General features: G+C 65.6%; 23 protein-coding genes. 14 read left to right on the top strand and 9 right to left on the bottom strand.

Annotated features, from left to right (window positions below; genetic code table 11):
* Positions 1–142: 142 nt before the first annotated feature.
* Together ACQGNJ_RS13700 and ACQGNJ_RS13695 are read left to right on the top strand one after the other, a co-directional pair.
* On the top strand, positions 143–736 hold the full coding sequence (locus ACQGNJ_RS13700; RefSeq protein ID WP_426689806.1) for a DsrE family protein: 594 nt from the start codon (positions 143–145) through the stop codon (positions 734–736).
* 116 nt (positions 737–852) lie between these two features.
* A complete protein-coding gene (locus ACQGNJ_RS13695; protein ID WP_426689805.1) occupies positions 853–1,641 on the top strand; it encodes an alpha/beta hydrolase in 789 nt (262 codons plus the stop codon).
* 23 nt (positions 1,642–1,664) lie between these two features.
* On the opposite strand, the gene ACQGNJ_RS13690 is transcribed toward ACQGNJ_RS13695, so the two are convergent.
* A complete protein-coding gene (locus ACQGNJ_RS13690) occupies positions 1,665–1,883 on the bottom strand; it encodes a hypothetical protein (RefSeq protein ID WP_426689804.1) in 219 nt (72 codons plus the stop codon).
* Positions 1,884–2,037: 154 nt separating this feature from the next.
* Here ACQGNJ_RS13690 and ACQGNJ_RS13685 point away from each other — a divergent pair, with 154 nt between their 5' ends.
* Together ACQGNJ_RS13685 and ACQGNJ_RS13680 are read left to right on the top strand one after the other, a co-directional pair.
* Entirely contained in the window at positions 2,038–2,394 is a 357-nt protein-coding gene (locus ACQGNJ_RS13685; RefSeq protein ID WP_426689803.1) for a DUF1428 domain-containing protein, read from the top strand.
* 253 nt (positions 2,395–2,647) lie between these two features.
* Positions 2,648–3,499 carry a diguanylate cyclase domain-containing protein gene (locus ACQGNJ_RS13680; protein ID WP_426689802.1) on the top strand — a complete coding sequence of 284 codons (852 nt, stop codon included), beginning with the start codon at positions 2,648–2,650 and terminating at the stop codon, positions 3,497–3,499.
* Between the two features lie 60 nt (positions 3,500–3,559).
* Here the strand turns inward: ACQGNJ_RS13680 and ACQGNJ_RS13675 are convergent, their stop codons facing one another.
* Entirely contained in the window at positions 3,560–4,330 is a 771-nt protein-coding gene (locus ACQGNJ_RS13675; protein ID WP_426689801.1) for a YdeI/OmpD-associated family protein, read from the bottom strand.
* 15 nt (positions 4,331–4,345) lie between these two features.
* On the opposite strand from ACQGNJ_RS13675, the gene ACQGNJ_RS13670 reads away from it, so the two are divergent.
* Both ACQGNJ_RS13670 and ACQGNJ_RS13665 read left to right on the top strand, forming a co-directional pair.
* On the top strand, positions 4,346–4,927 hold the full coding sequence (locus ACQGNJ_RS13670; protein WP_426689800.1) for a TetR/AcrR family transcriptional regulator: 582 nt from the start codon (positions 4,346–4,348) through the stop codon (positions 4,925–4,927).
* Positions 4,911–6,368, top strand: coding sequence for a nitrilase-related carbon-nitrogen hydrolase (locus ACQGNJ_RS13665; protein WP_426689799.1), 1,458 nt, complete (start codon positions 4,911–4,913; stop codon positions 6,366–6,368). The genes ACQGNJ_RS13670 and ACQGNJ_RS13665 overlap by 17 nt, the downstream gene beginning before the upstream one ends.
* A 6-nt stretch (positions 6,369–6,374) precedes the next feature.
* On the opposite strand, the gene ACQGNJ_RS13660 is transcribed toward ACQGNJ_RS13665, so the two are convergent.
* Both ACQGNJ_RS13660 and ACQGNJ_RS13655 read right to left on the bottom strand, forming a co-directional pair.
* Positions 6,375–6,707 carry a hypothetical protein gene (locus ACQGNJ_RS13660; protein ID WP_426689798.1) on the bottom strand — a complete coding sequence of 111 codons (333 nt, stop codon included), beginning with the start codon at positions 6,705–6,707 and terminating at the stop codon, positions 6,375–6,377.
* Positions 6,708–6,800: 93 nt separating this feature from the next.
* Positions 6,801–8,108, bottom strand: coding sequence for a GGDEF domain-containing protein (locus tag ACQGNJ_RS13655; RefSeq protein WP_426689797.1), 1,308 nt, complete (start codon positions 8,106–8,108; stop codon positions 6,801–6,803).
* Between the two features lie 200 nt (positions 8,109–8,308).
* Between ACQGNJ_RS13655 and ACQGNJ_RS13650 the strand changes: the two genes are divergently transcribed.
* Both ACQGNJ_RS13650 and ACQGNJ_RS13645 read left to right on the top strand, forming a co-directional pair.
* A complete protein-coding gene (locus tag ACQGNJ_RS13650; protein WP_426689796.1) occupies positions 8,309–9,307 on the top strand; it encodes a VOC family protein in 999 nt (332 codons plus the stop codon).
* Positions 9,308–9,334: 27 nt separating this feature from the next.
* The gene (locus ACQGNJ_RS13645) at positions 9,335–10,168 is read left to right on the top strand and encodes a helix-turn-helix domain-containing protein (RefSeq protein ID WP_426689795.1); all 834 of its coding nucleotides are present in this window, start codon (positions 9,335–9,337) and stop codon (positions 10,166–10,168) included.
* Positions 10,169–10,383: 215 nt separating this feature from the next.
* Here ACQGNJ_RS13645 and ACQGNJ_RS13640 read toward each other — a convergent pair whose 3' ends face one another.
* The 3 genes from ACQGNJ_RS13640 to ACQGNJ_RS13630 are packed head-to-tail and all read right to left on the bottom strand — an operon-like array spanning position 10,384 to position 11,995.
* Complete coding sequence (locus ACQGNJ_RS13640; RefSeq protein WP_426689794.1) at positions 10,384–10,557, bottom strand: hypothetical protein; 174 nt, start codon at positions 10,555–10,557, stop codon at positions 10,384–10,386.
* Positions 10,554–11,321, bottom strand: a complete 768-nt coding sequence (locus ACQGNJ_RS13635; RefSeq protein WP_426690058.1) for a DUF899 domain-containing protein — start codon at positions 11,319–11,321, stop codon at positions 10,554–10,556. The genes ACQGNJ_RS13640 and ACQGNJ_RS13635 overlap by 4 nt, the downstream gene beginning before the upstream one ends.
* A 20-nt stretch (positions 11,322–11,341) precedes the next feature.
* Positions 11,342–11,995, bottom strand: a complete 654-nt coding sequence (locus ACQGNJ_RS13630; RefSeq protein ID WP_426689793.1) for a glutathione S-transferase family protein — start codon at positions 11,993–11,995, stop codon at positions 11,342–11,344.
* A 166-nt stretch (positions 11,996–12,161) separates the two neighbouring features.
* On the opposite strand from ACQGNJ_RS13630, the gene ACQGNJ_RS13625 reads away from it, so the two are divergent.
* From ACQGNJ_RS13625 to ACQGNJ_RS13615, 3 genes are all read left to right on the top strand, one after another.
* Positions 12,162–13,382: a helix-turn-helix domain-containing protein gene (locus tag ACQGNJ_RS13625; protein ID WP_426689792.1), complete on the top strand. Its 1,221-nt coding sequence runs from the start codon at positions 12,162–12,164 to the stop codon at positions 13,380–13,382.
* Positions 13,383–13,391: 9 nt separating this feature from the next.
* Positions 13,392–14,045: a Vgb family protein gene (locus ACQGNJ_RS13620; RefSeq protein WP_426689791.1), complete on the top strand. Its 654-nt coding sequence runs from the start codon at positions 13,392–13,394 to the stop codon at positions 14,043–14,045.
* A gap of 318 nt (positions 14,046–14,363) precedes the next feature.
* Positions 14,364–14,750 carry a carboxypeptidase-like regulatory domain-containing protein gene (locus ACQGNJ_RS13615; protein ID WP_426689790.1) on the top strand — a complete coding sequence of 129 codons (387 nt, stop codon included), beginning with the start codon at positions 14,364–14,366 and terminating at the stop codon, positions 14,748–14,750.
* Between the two features lie 215 nt (positions 14,751–14,965).
* On the opposite strand, the gene ACQGNJ_RS13610 is transcribed toward ACQGNJ_RS13615, so the two are convergent.
* A complete protein-coding gene (locus ACQGNJ_RS13610; protein WP_426689789.1) occupies positions 14,966–15,466 on the bottom strand; it encodes a pilin in 501 nt (166 codons plus the stop codon).
* A 294-nt stretch (positions 15,467–15,760) separates the two neighbouring features.
* Between ACQGNJ_RS13610 and ACQGNJ_RS13605 the strand changes: the two genes are divergently transcribed.
* The 3 genes from ACQGNJ_RS13605 (at position 15,761) to ACQGNJ_RS13595 (ending at position 18,374) form a co-directional block, all read left to right on the top strand.
* Positions 15,761–16,240: a VOC family protein gene (locus ACQGNJ_RS13605; protein ID WP_426689788.1), complete on the top strand. Its 480-nt coding sequence runs from the start codon at positions 15,761–15,763 to the stop codon at positions 16,238–16,240.
* 169 nt (positions 16,241–16,409) lie between these two features.
* Positions 16,410–17,639 (top strand): acetyltransferase domain-containing protein, encoded by a 1,230-nt coding sequence (locus ACQGNJ_RS13600; protein ID WP_426689787.1) that lies wholly within the window; start codon positions 16,410–16,412, stop codon positions 17,637–17,639.
* Positions 17,640–17,720: 81 nt separating this feature from the next.
* Entirely contained in the window at positions 17,721–18,374 is a 654-nt protein-coding gene (locus ACQGNJ_RS13595; RefSeq protein ID WP_426689786.1) for a glutathione S-transferase family protein, read from the top strand.
* Positions 18,375–18,399: 25 nt separating this feature from the next.
* On the opposite strand, the gene ACQGNJ_RS13590 is transcribed toward ACQGNJ_RS13595, so the two are convergent.
* Positions 18,400–18,606 carry a hypothetical protein gene (locus tag ACQGNJ_RS13590; RefSeq protein ID WP_426689785.1) on the bottom strand — a complete coding sequence of 69 codons (207 nt, stop codon included), beginning with the start codon at positions 18,604–18,606 and terminating at the stop codon, positions 18,400–18,402.
* Positions 18,607–18,843: the final 237 nt, after the last annotated feature.

The raw sequence follows: 18,843 nt of genomic DNA, 5'->3' as shown, positions 1-18,843 counted from the left end.
ACCCCCGGTTCTCAAGAGTCCAGTGTACCGGCCAGAACCGTCCATCCGGTACGCTGACCGGCGATGCAAATGCTGCAGCGCGCGGCGCCACGGGACTCGCTAAGATGGCCCGCCGGCCGCATCCCGCGGCGAGGGGAAAGTCATGAAGAGCAAGCTTTTGAGCATGGCGGTTCTGGCCTGCCTGTCGCTGATGGCTGTCGGGGCGCCATCCCGCGCCGCCCAGCCCGCCGGCGGCGTCGCCAAGGAGGCCGAGTCGGCGACCACCTGGGTGTATCCGGTGATCCCGAAGTTCGGTGGCGTGCATCCGCGTCCCGATGTGGAAGTCCAGCCCGACCCCAACGTCGACTACAAGATTTTCGTCGACGTGCTGTCCACGCAAGGCGACAAGGGCAAGCCCTATGGTTCGCTGGAACGCCTGGCGCGCCTGGTCAATCTGCTCGGTTATGCCAAGGTGCCGGCGGAACACGTGCACATCGTGGCGCTGCTGGACCGCGGCGCAGGCGCGGCCGGCATGACCCAGGCCGCCTCGCGCAAATACCTCAAGCACGACAATCCCAACCTGGAGATCCTGCATGCACTGAAGAAGGCCGGCGTGAAGCTGGAGGTCTGCAGCCAGGCCATGGCCGAACACCACATGCAGGACAGCGACGTCGACCCCGCCATCACCATCACCCTGTCGGCACTGACCGACCCGGTCGTCTACGGGCAACAGGGTTACACCTACATGCAGCTGTAGCCCGGGGGGGATCAGTGGCATCGACGGCGCCTGCAGTGGGCGTCGTAACCTATCCGTGCGCGCCGTGCGCTACGCTCGATGGCACGCGGCCAGCGTGCCGTTGATCGAGTAGCCACATGCGCCTGTTCCGTTTCATCCCGACATTGACGTTGCTCGCCTGCCTGCTTGTCGTAGCCGGCTGCGCCGCCGGCGGCGACATTACCCGTCCGGTACCCGCCACCTTTGTCGCGGCACCGCAGCCGGCGCATCGGCTGGTGGTGATGTTGCCCGGCCGCGGCGACAGCCTGCAGTCGCTGACCGACACCGGCATTGCCGCGATCATCCAGCAGAGCTGGCCCGACGCGGACGTGATACTCACCGGCCTGACCATGCCGTTCTACCGGCAAGGGCGCGCGGCCGAGCGGCTGCATGATGAAGTGATCGAACCGGCGTTGCGCCCGGCGTATCGGCAGGTATGGCTGGCCGGCATCTCGCTGGGCGGGCTGGGCGTGCTGCTGTACGACCAGCGGTATCCCGACCAGATCGACGGTTTGCTGCTGCTGTCGCCCTACCTGGGTGATGACGCGAGCCAGCGGCAGATCCGCCAGGCCGGCGGCCTCGACGCCTGGCGGCCCGGTCCGCCGCAGTCGATCGGTCCGGATACGTTCCAGCATGAACTGTGGCGCTACCTGAAAGACTGGGCGCAACGACCGCGCCGCACCAGCTCGACCTGGCTAGCCTACGGCGCCGACGAACCGTTCCGCCAGCCGATCGAAATGATGAGCCCGCGTCTGCCCGCCGACCACGTCGTCATGCTGCCGGGCAAACACAACTGGAAGCTGTGGAAGCCCGCGATGCATGTACTGCTGGAGCGCGCGGGATCAGCCAATCCACTCGACGCCTTGCCTCGGGACTCGGGCAAGTAGGCTCGTTCACATCCACGGCCTTGCTAGCCCCACGGCACCGATGCCGCCAGCTGTTCGCGCAACTGCAATTCATCCATGTCGGCCAGTTGCTGCTCTGCCAGCCACAGGTTTTCCGCGGCCATGGCGAGCTGCCGCACCTCGCCATCACCGGCATGGGAGAACACCAGCAGCATGCTGCCGTAGGAGGCATCCAGCACCGCGGCTTGCCACTGGCAGCCGCGGCCATCGTCGAAACTGCGCATGTGTTGTCTGTCCGAAAAGCGGTCGGTCGATTATATCGACGCGCACAAGCAGTCGCCGCGACGTACCCGCGGCGGCCTGTCGATTGCCGCGGTTCCCGTTCGTCGTTCCAGTGAAGGCGGCCCGTCGGCCGGCCATTCCCGCAGAGAGGCAGCCATGTCGTACATCGACGGTTTCGTGATCGCCGTACCCCAGGCCAACCGCGCGCAGTTCATCGAGCACGCCCTGACCTTTGACAGCATCTTCATGGAGTGCGGCGCCACCCGGGTGATGGAGTGCTGGGGTGAGGATGTACCCGAAGGCAAGCTCACCGACTTCCACCGCGCCGTGCAGGCCCGGCCCGACGAAGCCGTGGTGTTCTCGTGGGTGGAGTGGCCCGACAAGGCGACCCGCGATGCCGGCATGGACAGGCTCATGAAGGACCCACGCATGGACGCAGCCGGCGCCATGCCATTCGATGGCAAGCGGATGATCTTCGGTGGCTTCGTCCCGGTGGTCAGCCTGCCGGCATAGTCGACGGGCGCAACCCGATTCGGTCAATGGGCACACGATGTCGGGGCAGTCGGCACGGGCGCAGCCTGCCCCCGACATCGCTGCTGCCGGCAAGCACGCCGACCCTGCTGCTGGAGCAGGCGTGTCGTATCGTGTCGGCGGGCCCGGCCTTCACCCGAAAGTGCAGCGATTCTGCTAGCTTTCGGAGTGACGCACGATGGTCATGACCGCTTTTCCGTGCGCCCATACCGGACGAGACGACCACCGCAGATAGATGATTCCGACGTTACCGCCCCTCGCCGACGTGCTCGACCTGATGCCCGATGCTGTATGCGTGGTCGATGTCGAAGGCCACCTGCTGTTCGTCAACGCGAGCTTCCAGCGCATCTTCGGCTACCGTCCCGAAGAGGTGCTGGGCCAGCGGATATTCGACCTGGTTCACCCCGATGATCGCGCAGCCACCGCCGCCCAGGCCGAACAGGTAATGACCGGCAAGCTGCAGCTCCATTTTCGCAATCGCTATCTGCACAAGAGCGGTCACAGCGTCGACATCCAGTGGTCGGCCCGCTGGCTGCCCGAACATGGCGTACGCATCGGCGTTGGCCGCGAAGTGACCGAGCTGCGCCGGCTCGAACGTGAGCTGGAATACCGCGCCTATCATGACTCGCTGACCGGGCTGGCCAATCGCGACCGCTTCCGGCACGAACTGCAGGCGGCGATCGAACATGCGGCGCGGACCGGTCATGGCGTCGCCCTGCTCTACCTGGATCTGGACGGGTTCAAGGTCGTCAATGACCGCGGCGGTCACGAGGCCGGCGATCAGGTTCTGCGCGAAGTTGCGCAGCGCCTGCAACAAGGTGTCCGGCAGGATGACCTGGTGGCTCGCGTCGGCGGCGACGAGTTTGTTGTCTTGCTGCCGGGCTGTCGTGATGCCAAGGCCGCCCAGGCGGTGGCCGACCAGCTGCGTGCCCGCCTCGCTCCACCCTTCGCGTTGGCCGACGACCTGTTCCTACTGGACGCCAGCACCGGCATTGCCTGTTTCCCCGCCGACGGAACCGATCCCGAGACACTGCTGGCGCACGCCGATCGCGCGATGTACACCGCCAAGCGCCTGCGCATGGACTAATCTCTGCGGCATTCCGGAATGCCTCGGCGCGGCGGAGGATGGCGTGGTCAGGCGGATCCATCAGGGCGCGTCAGCCGAATCACGATCAGGATCACCGGCGGGCCTGGTCCGTGGTGCCGACACGCGCCTGGCCGGATCAGGCTTTTCCTCGACGTTCCAAGATCGTGCCATGAAGCGCCCCTGACCACCCGACAGCACATGGATGGCCAGTTGCAAATTGCGCGCCTGCGCCTGGACCGACTTGAGTTGTGAAAAATAGCGCAGGATTTCCTTCCGGCGGCTGGGCACCAATGCCTGCCATGCCTGCTTCGCCGCCGGGTTCGCCTGCAGTGCCTCTTCAAACCATGCCGGCACGGGATGCACCGGACCGGCCTGGTAAGTCGCATCGAATGCCACTTCCACGCTGACCAGGTCGCCTACGCCGGTTGCCGAGGCGTTGCGCACTTCAGCATGCAGATACAGATAGAAGCTGCCGTCGCCGGTCGGCATCATGTTGATGTGCCACGGTGGCTTCGGCTGGCCATTCACCTGCACCCGAACCGGCAACGGCTTGCGCCAGCCCTCCTTCAAGCGCTTCGCCTGGGCCGCACTGACCCGCACGTACGGATTGATGCCATTGATCTCGATGACGGCCCGAAATTGCAAGCTGCTCATGCTGAAGGGATACCCGCTGCCAATGTCTCCCATTGAACCACCCCGCGGCCATCGTTGGCATTGGCGTGGCCAGGTCGCCATCAGGACACAAGCTGACCCGGGTTGACCGTCACCGATCCCGAAGTCGTGGCTTCCGCCGAATCGTCGGGCGGCGGCTTGACGCATCGCGCGGATCAAGTATACGCTGTACACATGAAGCCCCTGGCCACCAAGGAAAAGATCAGACGCGCCGCAATGAAGCTGTTCGAGCGTGGTGGCGCCGACGCAGTCAGCATGCGTCGCGTGGCGCAGGCAGCGGGTATTACCCCGATGGCGATCTACCGGCACTTTTCCAGCCGCGAAGCGCTGCTGAAGCAATTGTCGGACGACAGCTTCCAGGTCATCGCGCGGGAATGGCAGACACGCGCCACCCAGCCCGAGGCACTGCTCCGTCTGCCTGCGCTGCTGACGCCCTACCTCGACTACGCGCTGCAGCATCCGCACCTCTTCGACCATGCGTTTTCGCTGCGCCGTGACGATGCCCGTCAGTTCCCCGAAGACTTCCGCAATCGCCAGTCGCCCACGCTGAACGTGATTGCCGATGCGATCGCCGAAGGGATCGACCAGGGCGTACTGCGCCGGGATGATCCATGGAGCGTGGCGATGACACTGTGGGCTCACTCGCATGGCCTGATCGCGCTGTATCGGGCCGGTCGCTTCAGCTACGACGAGGCACAGTTCCGTGCGTTCTATCTCGAATCCCTGGAGCGACTGATCGATGGCATCAAGGCTTGATCGCTTTGCATTGACGGCATGGCTGTCCACGATCGCGTTGTCCGCCCTGATGTGGTGGTTCGGCAGCGGTCTGCGGCCATGGTGGTGGCTGACCTGGTTGGCGCCCCTCCCGCTGCTGTGGCTGGCACCACGCACCCGCGCCGGCTGGGCGGCGCTGGCAGCGTTCCTGGCATGGGCCCTGGGCGGAATGAACCAGTGGACTTATCTGCACGGCGCCATCGGCCTGCCGCTGGCGGTGATCGCTTATGTGATCGCGATGCCGGGCGTCATGCTCGCGCTTTGCGTGCTGCTGTTCCGGCGAATGCTGTTGGTTGGCCAGCCGCTCGCGGCCGCACTGGCGGTACCCGTCGTCTGGGTGGCGGTGGAATACCTCAACAGCCTGATCTCACCCCATGGCACGTTCGGCAACATCGGCTATACGCAGATGGATGCGTTGCCGGTGATCCAGATCGCCGCCGTGACGGGCATCTGGGGCATCGGATTTCTGGTCATGCTGATGCCCGCCACGCTGGCCGTGCTGACATGTCCGTCATCATCACGACAGACTCGCCCGACGGTCGCCGTGGTGGCGATGCTGTTGATCGGAGCATCCGTGCTCTATGGCAGTTGGCGAATGCAGGCCGCTGCGACGACGACCACGCGGATCGGCCTGGTGTCGCTCGAAAAGCCCGTTCGACCCGCACTGGACGATGCGCAGGGCCGGGCATTGCAGGTTCGCTACGCAACGGCGATCACGCGTCTGGCCGACAGCGGAGCCAGGATCGTGGTGATGCCGGAAACCGCGTTCGCCACGGGCGGCACCAGCATCCCGGCGTTGGCGGAGCTCGCCCACCAACGTGGCCTGCTGATTGACGTGGGAATGGATCTGAAGGGTGCGGCAGAACGCAACATGTCGATGGTGCTGGGCCCCGCAAGTGTTTCACCGGTCACCTACAGCAAGCACCATCTGATCCCCGGCTTCGAAGATCAGTACACGCCCGGCGACAGCTATTCCATGCTCGCCGGCAATCCGCGGATCGGCCTGGCCATCTGCAAGGACATGGACTTCCACGATATCGGGCAAGCCTATGCCGGGCACCGCGCACAACTGCTGCTGGTGCCGGCGTGGGACTTCGGCGTCGACGGCTGGTTGCACAGCCGCATGGCGATACTGCGCGGCATCGAAAGCGGATTCGCGGTGGCGCACGCCGCCCGTTCGGGCCGACTCACGCTGAGCGATGATCGCGGCCGCGTGGTGGCCGAGGCCTCCAGCGAACAACACGACGCCGATCTGGTCGGCGAGCTGTCCTTGCGCGAAACCCGCACGTTGTACTCGCGCTGGGGCGACTGGTTCGCATGGTTCGATCTCGCCACCCTGGCCGGATTGCTGGGGCTGGCGCGACGACGCGTCATCCAGATCGACCTCTTCCCGTGGGAAGAACTCAGTGCCCGGCAGCGCTGATGCTGGTCACCCCGGGACCGATGCTCGAGCCGATGAAATCCAGCATTTTCGTGTGCCCGCCTCGTACACCACGCGGGTGGCAGGGGCCCACCAGAAGTCGGTGACGGAGTCCGCCTCGTTCGGGCGGACCAGTTGCCCCTTGTTGTCCGCCAGACGCAGCAACGCCAGCACGGGATGGCCTTGTACCACTGCCGTGGCGGCGAGGTACTTGCCGTCAGGTGAGATCTTCACCGTATCGTATTGCATGTGCCGCGCGAGATCGGCAAAGCCCACAGGATGCGCATGCACGAAAGGAGCGCACAGCAACCCCAGCGCGACCATCCATCGTCGAATACTCATCTGGTCCCTTCCCCTGTCGCCGAGATCCACCATCACGATCTGGCGATGGGTCTGCGGTACTTCAACCCTGCAATGCATGGCATGGAAACATGCTCAGCGGCCGGCGTCGCGTCCTTCCTTCGCCACCGCATCAGCCGTCGTGCGGCGACGCTTCTTCTGCGCGTAAAGCCTGGCGTCGGCCGCCTCCAGCAAGGATGCGGCCTGGTCGCCATCTTCCGGCATGGTGGCGACACCGATGGTCACTCCCGGGTAAGCCGCTTCGCGCGCGGCGCCTTCACGGACGAGTTGGCTGATGCGAGCGGCGATGTCCAGCGCATCGGCATGGTTCGTGTTCGGCAGCACGGCGATGAATTCATCACCGCCGTGCCGTCCCAGGTGGTCGTGCTCGCGCAACATGCCACGCATGGTGCGGGCCACCCAGGTCAGCGCGCGGTCGCCCGTGCTGTGCCCATAGTGATCGTTGATGAACTTGAAGCGATCCAGATCCATCGCCAGCACGCTCAGCGGTTGCTGCCGAAGTCGGTGCAGGTCCAGCTCGGCATCCAGCCGCGAAAGAATACCGCGACGGTTGAGCACGCCGGTGAGCGTGTCCTTGATCACTTCGGTCTGCAGATGGCTCTGGGTGGTCTCCCAGTTGGCGGTCATCCGGTTGAAGCACTCGGCCAGAACCGCCAGCTCGTCGCGGCCATCGACCTCGACGCGCACGCCTGCCTGACCTTCCTCGATGCGGCGTGCGGCATCGGTCAACGCCTGCAACGGCCGCAGCAGGGAGCGCAGGAAAATCACGATCAGCAGCCCGGCCACGGTCAAGCTGATCAGCCAGCTCCACATCAGCCAGTGCAACTGGCTGATGCGCTGGGCCGCGGCCTTTTCGTAGCGCGCCTTGAGCACGCCGGACAGACTCACGCGTGCGCTCGATATGTCCTGTATGGCGCGCTCCAGTTCCGCGCGCGTATGCAAGCTGGCCACCGCACCGCTCAAATGCTGCGCATGCACCTGCTCGATCAGGCGACGAACCGAAGGACGCGCCTGCATCCAGGCGTTCCGCGCATCGTCCAGCACCTGCTTCGGCACGTCCGCGCTGTTCGTGCCCAACTGGATGTTCGAGAAGCTGTTGTCCACATTCCGGGTCAGTGCGGCGAAGTCCGGCACCGAGTCGTGCGACTCGGCCAGCAACTCATCCACCAACGCCTGCTGGAGGTAATACTCCAACGTGGTCAGCGGGAGCAGTCCGTGCACCGACTCCTCGACCGAATCGCGGAAGGCCATCTCCTGCTCGTTCAGCACGATCATGCTCACGGTACTGAGCACGGCAAGCGGCAGCAACAGCAGCGCGATGATGACCGTCATCCGTTGCCGTACCGACAACCTGCGCAACATCACTTCGAGACTGCTTCCCATCTCGGCCACCTTCCTTCGTCGCGTGACATGCGAGCAGCTGCGGTACGAGCTGCCACCCGCGAACCATCGTACAGCAGGCGAACGGCAGCCACGGCGCGGGGCGCAGGCCCGGTAGCGGAGGAAAGCCATGACCTCGGAGGTCATGGCTTTCCTGCAACGCCGATCGGAGAATCGCGGCATCTCCATCAGGGAACCGGCTCATGCGCGCGACGCTCTCCGTTCTGGCCATGTTGTTCGCTTTCGGCACGGCGCAGGCCTCCATGGCTGCTGCGCCGACCTCCGCCACGCGGCTTGACCACGTGCTGCTGTGGAGCCGCAGCATGGACCAGGCGACCGCGGTGATGGCCGTCAAACTGGGTTTCCAGGTGCGGCCCGGGCGTGATCCCGGCGGCGTCGCCAATCGCTACGTGCGCTTCGCCGACAGCAGTTTTGTCGAACTGCTCGGCGTCACCCGGCCCGATCCGACGTTCGACCCGGGCATGCAGGAAGACCGGCTGGCGCTCAAGGGCGGGCCGGGATCGCGGACCTTCGGCTTCCGCTCCTCGGCGATCGATGCCATCCATCGCTCGCTCAAAAGCCTCCACTACGCCGTCACCCCGTTCTTCAGTGGCCCTGACCAGTCAAAGCCGGGCTGGCGCTTGTTTGCCTTCGATCGCGCGCCGCTGTCCAGCAACACCTTCTTCATCGACTACGCCACCGACTACGCGCCCGATCAGTTCGACCCAGCCAACGCCGGCGATTACCGCGTCACCCGCGAACACCCCAACGGTGCGCGCGAGCTGTCGGCGATATGGCTGGTCTCGGCGGACGCGGCATCCGACCGTCGGCAACTGCAGAAGATGGGGTTTGGCCATGCCGTGCCAGTCAAGCTGGCCGAGCTTGGCGCGCGCGGTTTTTGCGTGCCGGTCGGGCCGACCGCCTTGCTGACGCTGCAGCCCGATGGCGACGGCATCGCCGCCAACGCCATGGCCAGCGGTGGTCCGCGCATCCTTGGCATGAGTTTCGGCGTCGCGGACCTGGGACGCGCGCAACGCTGGATCGAGCGCGGCTACGAGCGCAAGTTGCCCACCTATCCTGGCCTGTTTGGCGAGTCCGTACTCGCCCCCACGCGGGACGATCTCGATGTGTCGATCGAATTCCATGCGATCCAGCCAGACCTCGCCCCCTGTGCTGCTGCGAGCACCATGGCCTATCCTTGAGGTCCCATCCAGGGATTCGCTATCATCATGTCAGCGGCCATCGTGTCCCCTCCGCCGATCGGTGCCTTGCTGCGTGAGTGGCGTGCGGCGCGACGGCTGAGCCAGCTCGACCTGGCGCTGGAAACGGGCATCTCGACGCGACACCTGAGCTGCGTCGAAACCGGCAAGGCGCGGGCCAGCCGCGACACGGTTTCGCGGCTGGCCGAGGCGCTGGGCATGCCACTGCGGGAACGCAATGCCTTGCTGCACGCTGCCGGCTTTGCGGCGATGCATCCCGAACGTGCGCTCGCAGCGCCGGCACTCGAACGCATGCGCCAGGCCGTCGACCTGATGCTCGCGCACCAGGAACCGTATCCCGCTTTCGTCATCAACCGGCACTGGGATGTGCTGGTGACCAATGCGGCCGCCGTCAGGCTCAACCAGATGCTGATGGACGGCCGGCCGGGCCGGCACGCCAATCTGCTGCACCAGATCTTCGACCCGGAGGATTTTCGCCCGGTGATCGCCAACTGGCCGGAGGTTGCCGCCCGGTTCCTGCGGCATCTGCATGACGACCTCGCCGCCCATCCGACGGATCGCCGAATGCGCCAGTTGCTCGACGAAATCTCGGCCTATCCCGACGTTCCTGCACGCTGGCGCGAGCAGGAATCCGGCCGTGATTCCTCGCCGATCGTCACCTTCAGCTTCCGCAGCAAGTTCGGCGAGCTGCGCTTCTTCGAGACCTTCACGACCTTCGCCGCACCGTTCGACGTGACCCTGGACGAGATCCGCATCGACTGCACCTTCCCGGCCGACGAGCACACCGCGGCCGTATGCGCCGGGCTCGCGGCGCACCAGGCCGCAAGCAGCCGCGATGCCTGAAGGAGTGGCCCTGTCAGGGCACGTTCGTCAGCACAGCGGATCATGGCCAGCCGCCGAACGCCCTCGCCTGGTGAGCAGCTTCAGCCACGGACCCGCATGGAATACGCTCATCAGCCCATACATCACCGTCATGCCGCTGAGTGACGATGCATCGTGCGACGCCGGACAAGGCATGGTCATCGACCCGCTGTGCAGAAAGCCTGTCACGCATGCCATCAGCACAAACGACGGCGCAGCCGCCAGCGCCAGCCCGTCGACGGCGCGAAGACATGCCGGATCGCCGCCGCCATGATCGGCGGCGGCACGGCCATCTGCGCCGGCAGGCGCGTCGACTGCTTCATCTGCGCCGTGATGAAGCATCGCGACACCACCGTCAGGACATCGCTCAACCCTGCGCGTACTGGTCATGATGCCGCCACCAGACGCCGTTTTCATTGCGCCCCCGAGGGGCCCGATCGAGCCACTGATACATCCCCCACAGGCCGTCCAGTCCGCGCGCATACGTGGAATACGTGTGGTAGACGACATCGTCCTCCAGCACGAAGGCGCTCATGCCGGGCATCTCGCGCAGATAGGTGGCCACGCCGGTCTGCGTCATCGCCGCCATCTGGCCAACGAAGCCATCCTCGCCGACATTCAGCGCCGGCCTCACGTCCATCGGCCGGTAGTTGTAATCCACCGGCCCCTTGCGCAGTTGCTCCTCGCTGAAGGCGACGTTGAAGTCGGCATTGAACCTACCGTCCGCTGCCGATGCCCAGGGGAACGTCCAGTCCATCCGCTGCTTGAACCCCTGCAGTTTGGCCAGCGGTGCCCGCGACACGGCGGTGAACGCCACGTCGTGGTGCTCCAGATGGACCACCGAGCCGTTGAAGCCGTCCGCGATGGACGAGCAGGACGGACAGCCGGCCGCGTAGTCGGGCCCGAACATGAAGTGGTAGACCAGCAGTTGCGAGCGTCCGCGGAAAAGATCCGCCAGCGACACACTGCCGCTTTCGGTATCGAACCGGTACGCGTGGTCGACCCGCACCCACGGCAGCGCCTGCCGTTGACGCGCCAGCGCGTCGCTGCGCCGGGTCAGCTCCTTCTCCGCGTCCAGCAACACAAGCCGCGCCGCCAGCCACTCGGCGCGCGTTCCCGTCTTGTCATGGGTCATCATTGATTCTCCTTGTGGATTCAGGCCGCTACCGGCTGGTGACGTGCGTAACCGGCCAGTTGGGTGCGCAATGCCGCCAGGAATGCCGGTCGCGCCTCGCAACGCTCGACATAGGCATCCAGCGAGGGGAACCCGGCCAGCAGATCCGTATGCCGGATGAACCGCAGCACGGTGGTCATCAGAATGTCAGCCGCCGTGAAATCGCCCAGCAAGTAGTCGCGCTCGCCGAGGCATGCGGACAGTGCCGCCAGACGCGCCTTCACTTCGTCGGCAGCAGCGGGACGTCGCAACAGCACCCACGCTTCATCACCGTGCAGCACATCCATCACGAACAGATTCCACAGCGGCGGCTCGACGGTGTTGAGCGCCGTGAACATCCAGCTCAGCGTCTCCTGGCGCTGCCCGGCCGGCATCAGCGCTTCGCACTGCTCGGCGATCGCATGGACGATGGCGCCCGATTCGATCATCGTTCCCGCAGCGGATTCCAGCACCGGCACCAGGCCGAACGGATGCTTGCGCCGATAAGCGGCGGAGCTGCGCTCGTCGGCGTCGATCCAGCGGCTTTCATAGGCGATGCCTGCTTCTTCCAGTGCCCAGCGCACGCGCAGGTCACGCACCAGCCCCTGCGCCACCGGCGGTACCCAGCTGAAGCCCCATACAGCCATCTTTTCCATGGTGTCTCTCCCCGGATTCACGTTTCATTGGTACCGCTTGCCGACGGCAAGTGGGCGATGGATCGTGGGCTAGACTGCAACCGGGCCATCGAGGGGTGGGAGTGACAAAGGTGGCGCGATTGAAATGGCTGGATGCAACCCGGCTCGCTGACAGGGGCTCGATCGCATGGACTCGCTGATCACCGCCGCGGCGCGTGCATTGGCAGCCGGCGATCCGCTGGGCGCATTGAAGCGGGTCGCCTTGCGCGACGATGCGCCGGCGCTCGCACTGCGCGGCATGGCGATGGCCCAGCTCGGCGATCTCGCGCGCGCCAGGGTGCTGTTGCGGCGTGCGGCGCGCGCCTTCGGGCCACGCGAGTCAGTGGCCCGCGCACGCTGCGCCGTCGCCGAAGCCGAGATAGCGCTCGTCTCGCGCGAATTGGGCGAACCCACCACGGCGCTGGATGCCGCGCGCGTCACCCTGGCCACGCACGGCGATCACGCGAACGCGGCTTGCGCGTGCTATCTGCAGGCCCGCCGCCTGCTGCTGCTCGGTCGCCTCGACGACGCCGAGCGCAGCCTCGCCGAACTCGACATGACCCTGTTGCGACCCGCGTCGCTGGCTGCCTGCGAACTGGTGGTTGCCGGCGTGGCGATGCGTCGTCTGCGCGCGGCGGCGGCGCGTGCAGCACTGAGCCGCGCCGAGAAGGCTGCGCGTCGGGCGGGCATCCCGTCGCTGATGGAGGAAGTCCGCCGTGCTGTCCGCGTACTGGAGCTGCCTGCTGCGCGGCTCATCGCAGGCGGCACTGAGCGCCTTGTGCAACTGCACGACATCGAGGCCTTGCTGGCCTCCGCCGCGGTTGTCGTCGACGCATGCCGTTACGTCGTGCACGGTGCAAGTTCACCGGTCTCGCTCGAGCGGCGACCGGTGTTGTTCGCGCTTGCCCAGGCGCTGGCTGAAGCCTGGCCCGACGATGTGCCAAGAGCAAAGCTGATCGCGCAGGCCTTCCGCACCCGCCACGCCGACGACTCGCATCGCGCGCGCCTGCGCGTCGAAGTCGGACGTCTGCGCAACCTGCTTCGACCCGTGGCCGATATCCATGCGACCAGGCAGGGTTTCGTGCTGGCACCCCACGAGGCCCGCGAGGTCGTCGTGCTGGCGCCTACCGTCGATGACGCGCATGCCGCCGTGCTGGCCCTGCTCGCCGACGGCGAGGCATGGTCAAGTTCGGCGCTGGCGCTGGTGCTGGGCAGCAGCCAGCGCAGTGTGCAGCGCGCGCTCGATGCACTGGCGAGCACCGGCAAGGTCGACGCATTCGGTCGTGGCCGGGCACGTCGCTGGATCACTCCGCCGGTGCCCGGATTCCCGACGAGCTTGTTACTCCCGGCGCCGTTCCCCGGCGACTAGGATGGGCACATGAAACGATCAAACGCCGACATCATCAGCCAGTACGGTCCCTTTCCGGGCGTGGATTGCGTGCATGGCGTCAGCTACGACGGCAAGCGCGTGTGGTTCGCCAGCGGTGCCACGCTCACCGCCTTCGATCCGGACAGCACCGAAGAGGCGCCACGTGTCCTCGATGTCGCCGCACACGCGGGCACCGCCTTCGATGGCCACCATCTGTTCCAGATCGCCGAGAACCGCATCCAGAAGATCGATCCGGCGACCGGCCGTGTACTCGCCACCATTCCGGCGCCGGGTGCCGGTGGCGATTCCGGGCTCGCCTGGGCCGAGGGCACCCTGTGGGTCGGCCACTACCGCGAGCGCAAGATCCACCAGGTCGATCCGGACACCGGCGCAGTGCTTCGCACCATTGCCTGCGACCGCTTCGTCACCGGCGTCACGTGGGTCGACGGCGAGCTGTGGCACGGCACCTGGGAAGGCGACGAAAGCGACGTGCGACACATCGACCCCGCCAGCGGCGACGTGCTTGAAAGCCTGCAGATGCCGGCCGGTATCGGCGTGTCGGGACTCGAATCCGATGGCGGAGATCGACTTTTCTGCGGTGGCGGAAACAGCGGCAAGATCACCGCCATCCGCCGCCCAGGAGGGCGATCCAGCCCCGCCTGATCTTTTGCCTGAGGCTCCGCTTGTGCTGCGGCTGCGGCTGCGGCTGAACCCTGTTCAACTTGCCGTGGAACTGGCTGGCTTTTGGACGACTGCCCGGGTGGTGCGAACCTTGGGGCAGCGGGATTTGAAGTGCACTCCGACCCGCGTTGGCGCATCAAGCTTTTCGTGGCGCGTCATCGAGCAGGTGCCATTCGTCATGGGCCTCGAACGCACAGATGATGGCTGCAATCGGGTTAACATCCTGATGGCTTGCTCGACGACAAGACCTTGTCGGCTTGGGCTCAATGGCCTTCCACCACGCGAAAAGGGGAGCGTTAAGTGAAAAGCTGGAAACTTCCGCAGAACATGCATCATGGCTATCGCAAGGCATTTCGTGCATCGGGATTCGCTGCGGCGATCCTGGTGTGTCTCTATGGCGCGGGCGGGCTCAGTACCGCCAGCGCTCAATCCACCTCCGGACACATCTTCGGACAGGCACCGGCGGGCCAGACGGTCACCGCGCAAAATGTCACCGGCCTGCGTCGTCATGTCACGGTGAAGAGTGGCGGTCGCTACAACCTCACCGCGCTGCCAGCGGGGCTCTACACGGTGGTGCTGGAAAAGGACGGCGCCGTCATCGACACGCGCAAGAACATCCCGCTTGCCGCCAGTCGCGGTGCCGAGGTGGATTTCGCCTGCCCGCAGGACAAGTGCGACGCACCCTAGAGCGTTGGGGCGTCAGGGCGGAAACAACCCATCGGACTTTCGTTGCACGATGGCGCCTGCCGATGCGAGCCGGCGTGGGCGTGGCGGAATCGAATCCGAGGACGGCGGCCGGCTTTCATGCCACAGCGGAAACAGCGGCGAGATCACCGCCATCCGCCGTCCCGGAAACCGGGCCAGCTCACGCTGATGCGCGACTTGCTGTTTCGCCCGACCGATCAGCGAGCGCTGGTTGCCGCGGGCGCCGGTGCGGCGGGCAGCGGCACGGCTTTCGGCGCCTGCACAGCCCCGGCACACGCGGGCGGGGCCGAGGATTGAGCGCCGACCACCATGGTGCAGCTCCAGCTGATCGGCCGGCCGGCATCGTCCTTGCCAGGCTCTTCAGGCAGGAAGACCAGGACCGGGGCGGGCTCGATGCCCGTGTTGCGGGTAGTCAGCGTGATCCGGCCACCGTCGCCCACCTCCAGCTTCTCGACATACTCGTTGGCGGAGCCGGGGTTGTAGGCAAGGTCGTCCTTGCTCACATGGGCCAGTCCACCATGGGTCGTCGCCGCTTCCATGACTACCAGCTTGGGTGCGTCGGCGGCTTTGATGGCCTCCTCGATATGCTCGCGGGCCACCCGAGCGTGCCAGGCAGGGAAGGCAAACGCGGCCACCACGGCGAGAATCGCCAGAATCACCAGGACCGTGATCAGGGAAATGCCTCTGTTCGTTTGCATCGGGTTGCTCCCGTGAAGTTCGTATCGACTGGCGTGACCACGCCGCATCCGAAGACTGCTGGCAAGCATGTATGCGCGCCATGAAGGTCATGGCCTGGCAAACGGCCCCTTTCGGATGTCCGCGTTTCATGCATGCTCCACGGAAGCCTGGCCGGAGCGGACGTCCACATCATCGTCGGCTCGAAGGGTACTCCGGCCCGTTCGGGATTTTTCCGCCCCATGTCGATCCGCGTGCCTGTCCTTCGTCGAAGAGAAGGAAGGACATCCTTCCCGCCCTCAACCCGGAGCACTCCGATGATCAGCAAAAACACGATTTGTCTTTGGTATGACGGCACCGCGCTGGACGCCGCCACATTCTATGCCGCGACCTTCCCGGACAGCACCGTCGGCGCCGTCCATCGCGCGCCGGGAGACTATCCCGCCGGCAAGCAGGGCGACGTGCTGACGGTCGAGTTCAGCGTGATGGGCATCCCCTGCCTGGGCTTGAACGGCGGGCCCGGGGTTCCGCACGGCCTGGCGTTCTCGTTCCAGGTGGCCACCGACGACCAGGCCGAGACCGACCGCCTGTGGAACGCGATCATCGGCAACGGCGGCGAAGCCAGCGAATGTGGCTGGTGCAAGGACAAGTGGGGCCTGTCCTGGCAGATCACCCCGCGCGTGCTGAGCGCCGCGGTCACCGATCCGGATCCCGCCGTGGCCAAGCGCGCATTCGACGCGATGATGACGATGTCGAAGATCGACATCGCCGCGATCGAGGCCGCCCGGCGCGGCTGACGATGGCCGCGGCCAGCTTTCCCGACGACGCCGAGACCAGGCTCCCGGCAAGGCCCTGCATCGCAGGCGCGTGCGCCCGGTCCTCGCGCCTATCCTGCAGGGTTCGCCCTGCATCGCGCCGGCGCAGGCCGGCAAGCGCAAATTCGACACACTCGGAAGGCAGCCCGACATGACCACAGACCGCGCAACCACGCTGTTTCCGGATTCAAGCGTTTCCCCTGGAAACCATCTGTCCGGCCACCTTCGCATCGAGTCGGTCGACCTGCTGCGCGGAATCATCATCGTCATCATGGCGCTGGACCATGTCCATGACTTCTTCGGTGCGCTCGATGGCAGTCCGACCAACCTGGCCACCACCACGGCACCGCTTTTTCTCACCCGCTGGATCACCCATTTCTGCGCGCCCGTGTTCTTCCTGCTCACCGGCACCGGTGCCCGACTGGCGCTTGGGCGCCTGTCGAAGAGCGAACTGTCGCGTTTCCTGCTGACCCGCGGCCTGTGGCTGCTGTTCCTCGAAGTGGTCGTGATGCGCTTTGCGCTGCAGTTCAACCTCGATTACCGGGTGACCATCATCACCGTGCTGTGGGCGCTGGGCTGGTCGATGATCGTGCTGGCCGCGCTGATCCATCTGCGGGACCGGGTGATCGTCGCGTTCGGCATCGTCCTGGTGGCAGGCCACAACCTGCTCGACGGCATTCCGGCAAGCACCTTCGGCAGCCTCGCACCGTTGTGGTCGGTGCTGCACGTGCCAGGCTTTCTCATCAACACTCCGCGATACGCCGTGTTCATCGCCTACCCGCTGATCCCATGGCTGGGCGTGACGGCGCTGGGCTATGTCTTGGGGCAGGCCTGGCGCTGGAGCGACGAACGCCGCCGGACGCTGCTGCTTCGACTCGGCCTCGGGATCAGCGTGGGTTTCGTGCTGCTGCGGCTGCTGAATGCATACGGCGATCCGCTCGCCTGGTCGGTGCAGAAGTCACCACTGTGGACCCTGTTGTCGTTCCTCAACACCAACAAGTACCCACCATCGCTGCTGTTCCTGCTGATGACGCTGGGACCGGCGCTGCTGCTGTTGCGTGCATTCGACGGCGGCGCTCCGCGCTGGCTGCGCCCCGCCTTGATCATCGGCAAGGTGCCACTGTTCTTCTATGTCCTGCATTTCTACCTGATCCATCTGCTGGCGGTCGTTGCCTGTTACGTGCGCTTCGACCATGTGGACGGCATGTTCCAGTCGCCGGATCTGGGCCACTTCCCGTTCACCGCGCCACCGGGCTGGGCCGCGAGCCTGCCGGTCATCTACCTGCTGTGGGCATTCGTGGTGCTTGCCCTCTATCCGTTCTGCCGCTGGTATGCCGGGGTGAAGCGGCGACGCAGGGACTGGTGGCTCAGCTATCTCTGAGCTTCCCGAGCAGCGTGCTCGCGACCCGACTTTCCCGAACCCTTCTGCACGATCGTGCCCTGCCATCATCCGGAGCCTCTCATGATCCCCACCATCACCGCTTTTGAAAGTTCGCCCGATCGCGGCAAGGGACTCGCGCGCGACATGCGTGTGCGCTGGGCGCTGGAAGAAGTGGGTCAGGCGTACGCGGTTCGCCTGGTTTCGTTCAGCGCCATGAAGGAAGCCGCGCATCGTGCGCTGCATCCCTTCGGGCAGATTCCCACCTACGAGGAAGGCGATCTCGTCCTGTTCGAGTCGGGCGCCATCGTGTTGCACCTCGCCCAGCGCCATGCGGGCCTGCTGCCGGATGAGGCGAACGCCCGGGCGCGCGCGATCACCTGGATGTTTGCCGCAGTCAACACGGTGGAGCCACCGATCCTCGATCTGCAGACCGCCAAGTTCGGCGAAGGCGACAAGCCCTGGTCCGAACAACGCCTGCCCCTGATCAGGGATCGCATCAGAAAGCGCCTGGGCGAACTGTCCGATCGCCTGGGCGATGCCGACTGGCTCGACGGTGCGTTCAGCGCCGGCGACCTGATGATGGTGGGCGTGCTGCTCCGCCTGAAAGCCTCGGGCTTGCTGGACGAATACCCGAACCTCGCCGCGTACGTCGCCCGCGGCGAAGCGCGCCCCGCGTTCAAGCGTGCTTTCGACGCGCAATGGGAAGTGTTCGCCAGGCAGCTCCCGGTCGGTTGATCGAGGTCGGCTGCGGGTCGCGAAATCAGGAAATGAATGCTCGTTCATCGTCGACGGCGCCAATCCCCACCTGCGACACATCCAGCCAACCGGCGGCACAAACCCGGCTGCCCTGCGCAACGGTCTGCATCCACACTATGGCCTGGTATTCGGCGGCGGCAACGAAGACAACCATGTCCTCGAGGATGTGACGATCATCGGCGTCAGGCGCGGCGGTGGCTGGAAGATCCATGCGCAGGTGCATACCAGGAACGCCCGGGACATCCTCCGGGTGGTCAAGCTGCACGGCCGACGCGAGAACGGGAAACCAGGGGCCGGCACAGCTCAGCGCGCACCTGATTCCCGCAATCTCTTCCCGCTTGAATGTTGGGGGAATAGGCCCGCCTCGCGCGGGCTTCGGGCGGGAGCCGAAGTGACATCTCGTGTCCACCGTCGACATGAGCCACGCTGAAACCGCACTGCCTACGAA

Origin of the sequence: Rhodanobacter ginsengiterrae, from assembly GCF_050026815.1 — a bacterium.
Lineage (GTDB): Bacteria > Pseudomonadota > Gammaproteobacteria > Xanthomonadales > Rhodanobacteraceae > Rhodanobacter > Rhodanobacter ginsengiterrae.
Note: the sequence above shows the minus strand (reverse complement) of the source record. Positions and strands in the feature narration are given on the sequence as shown.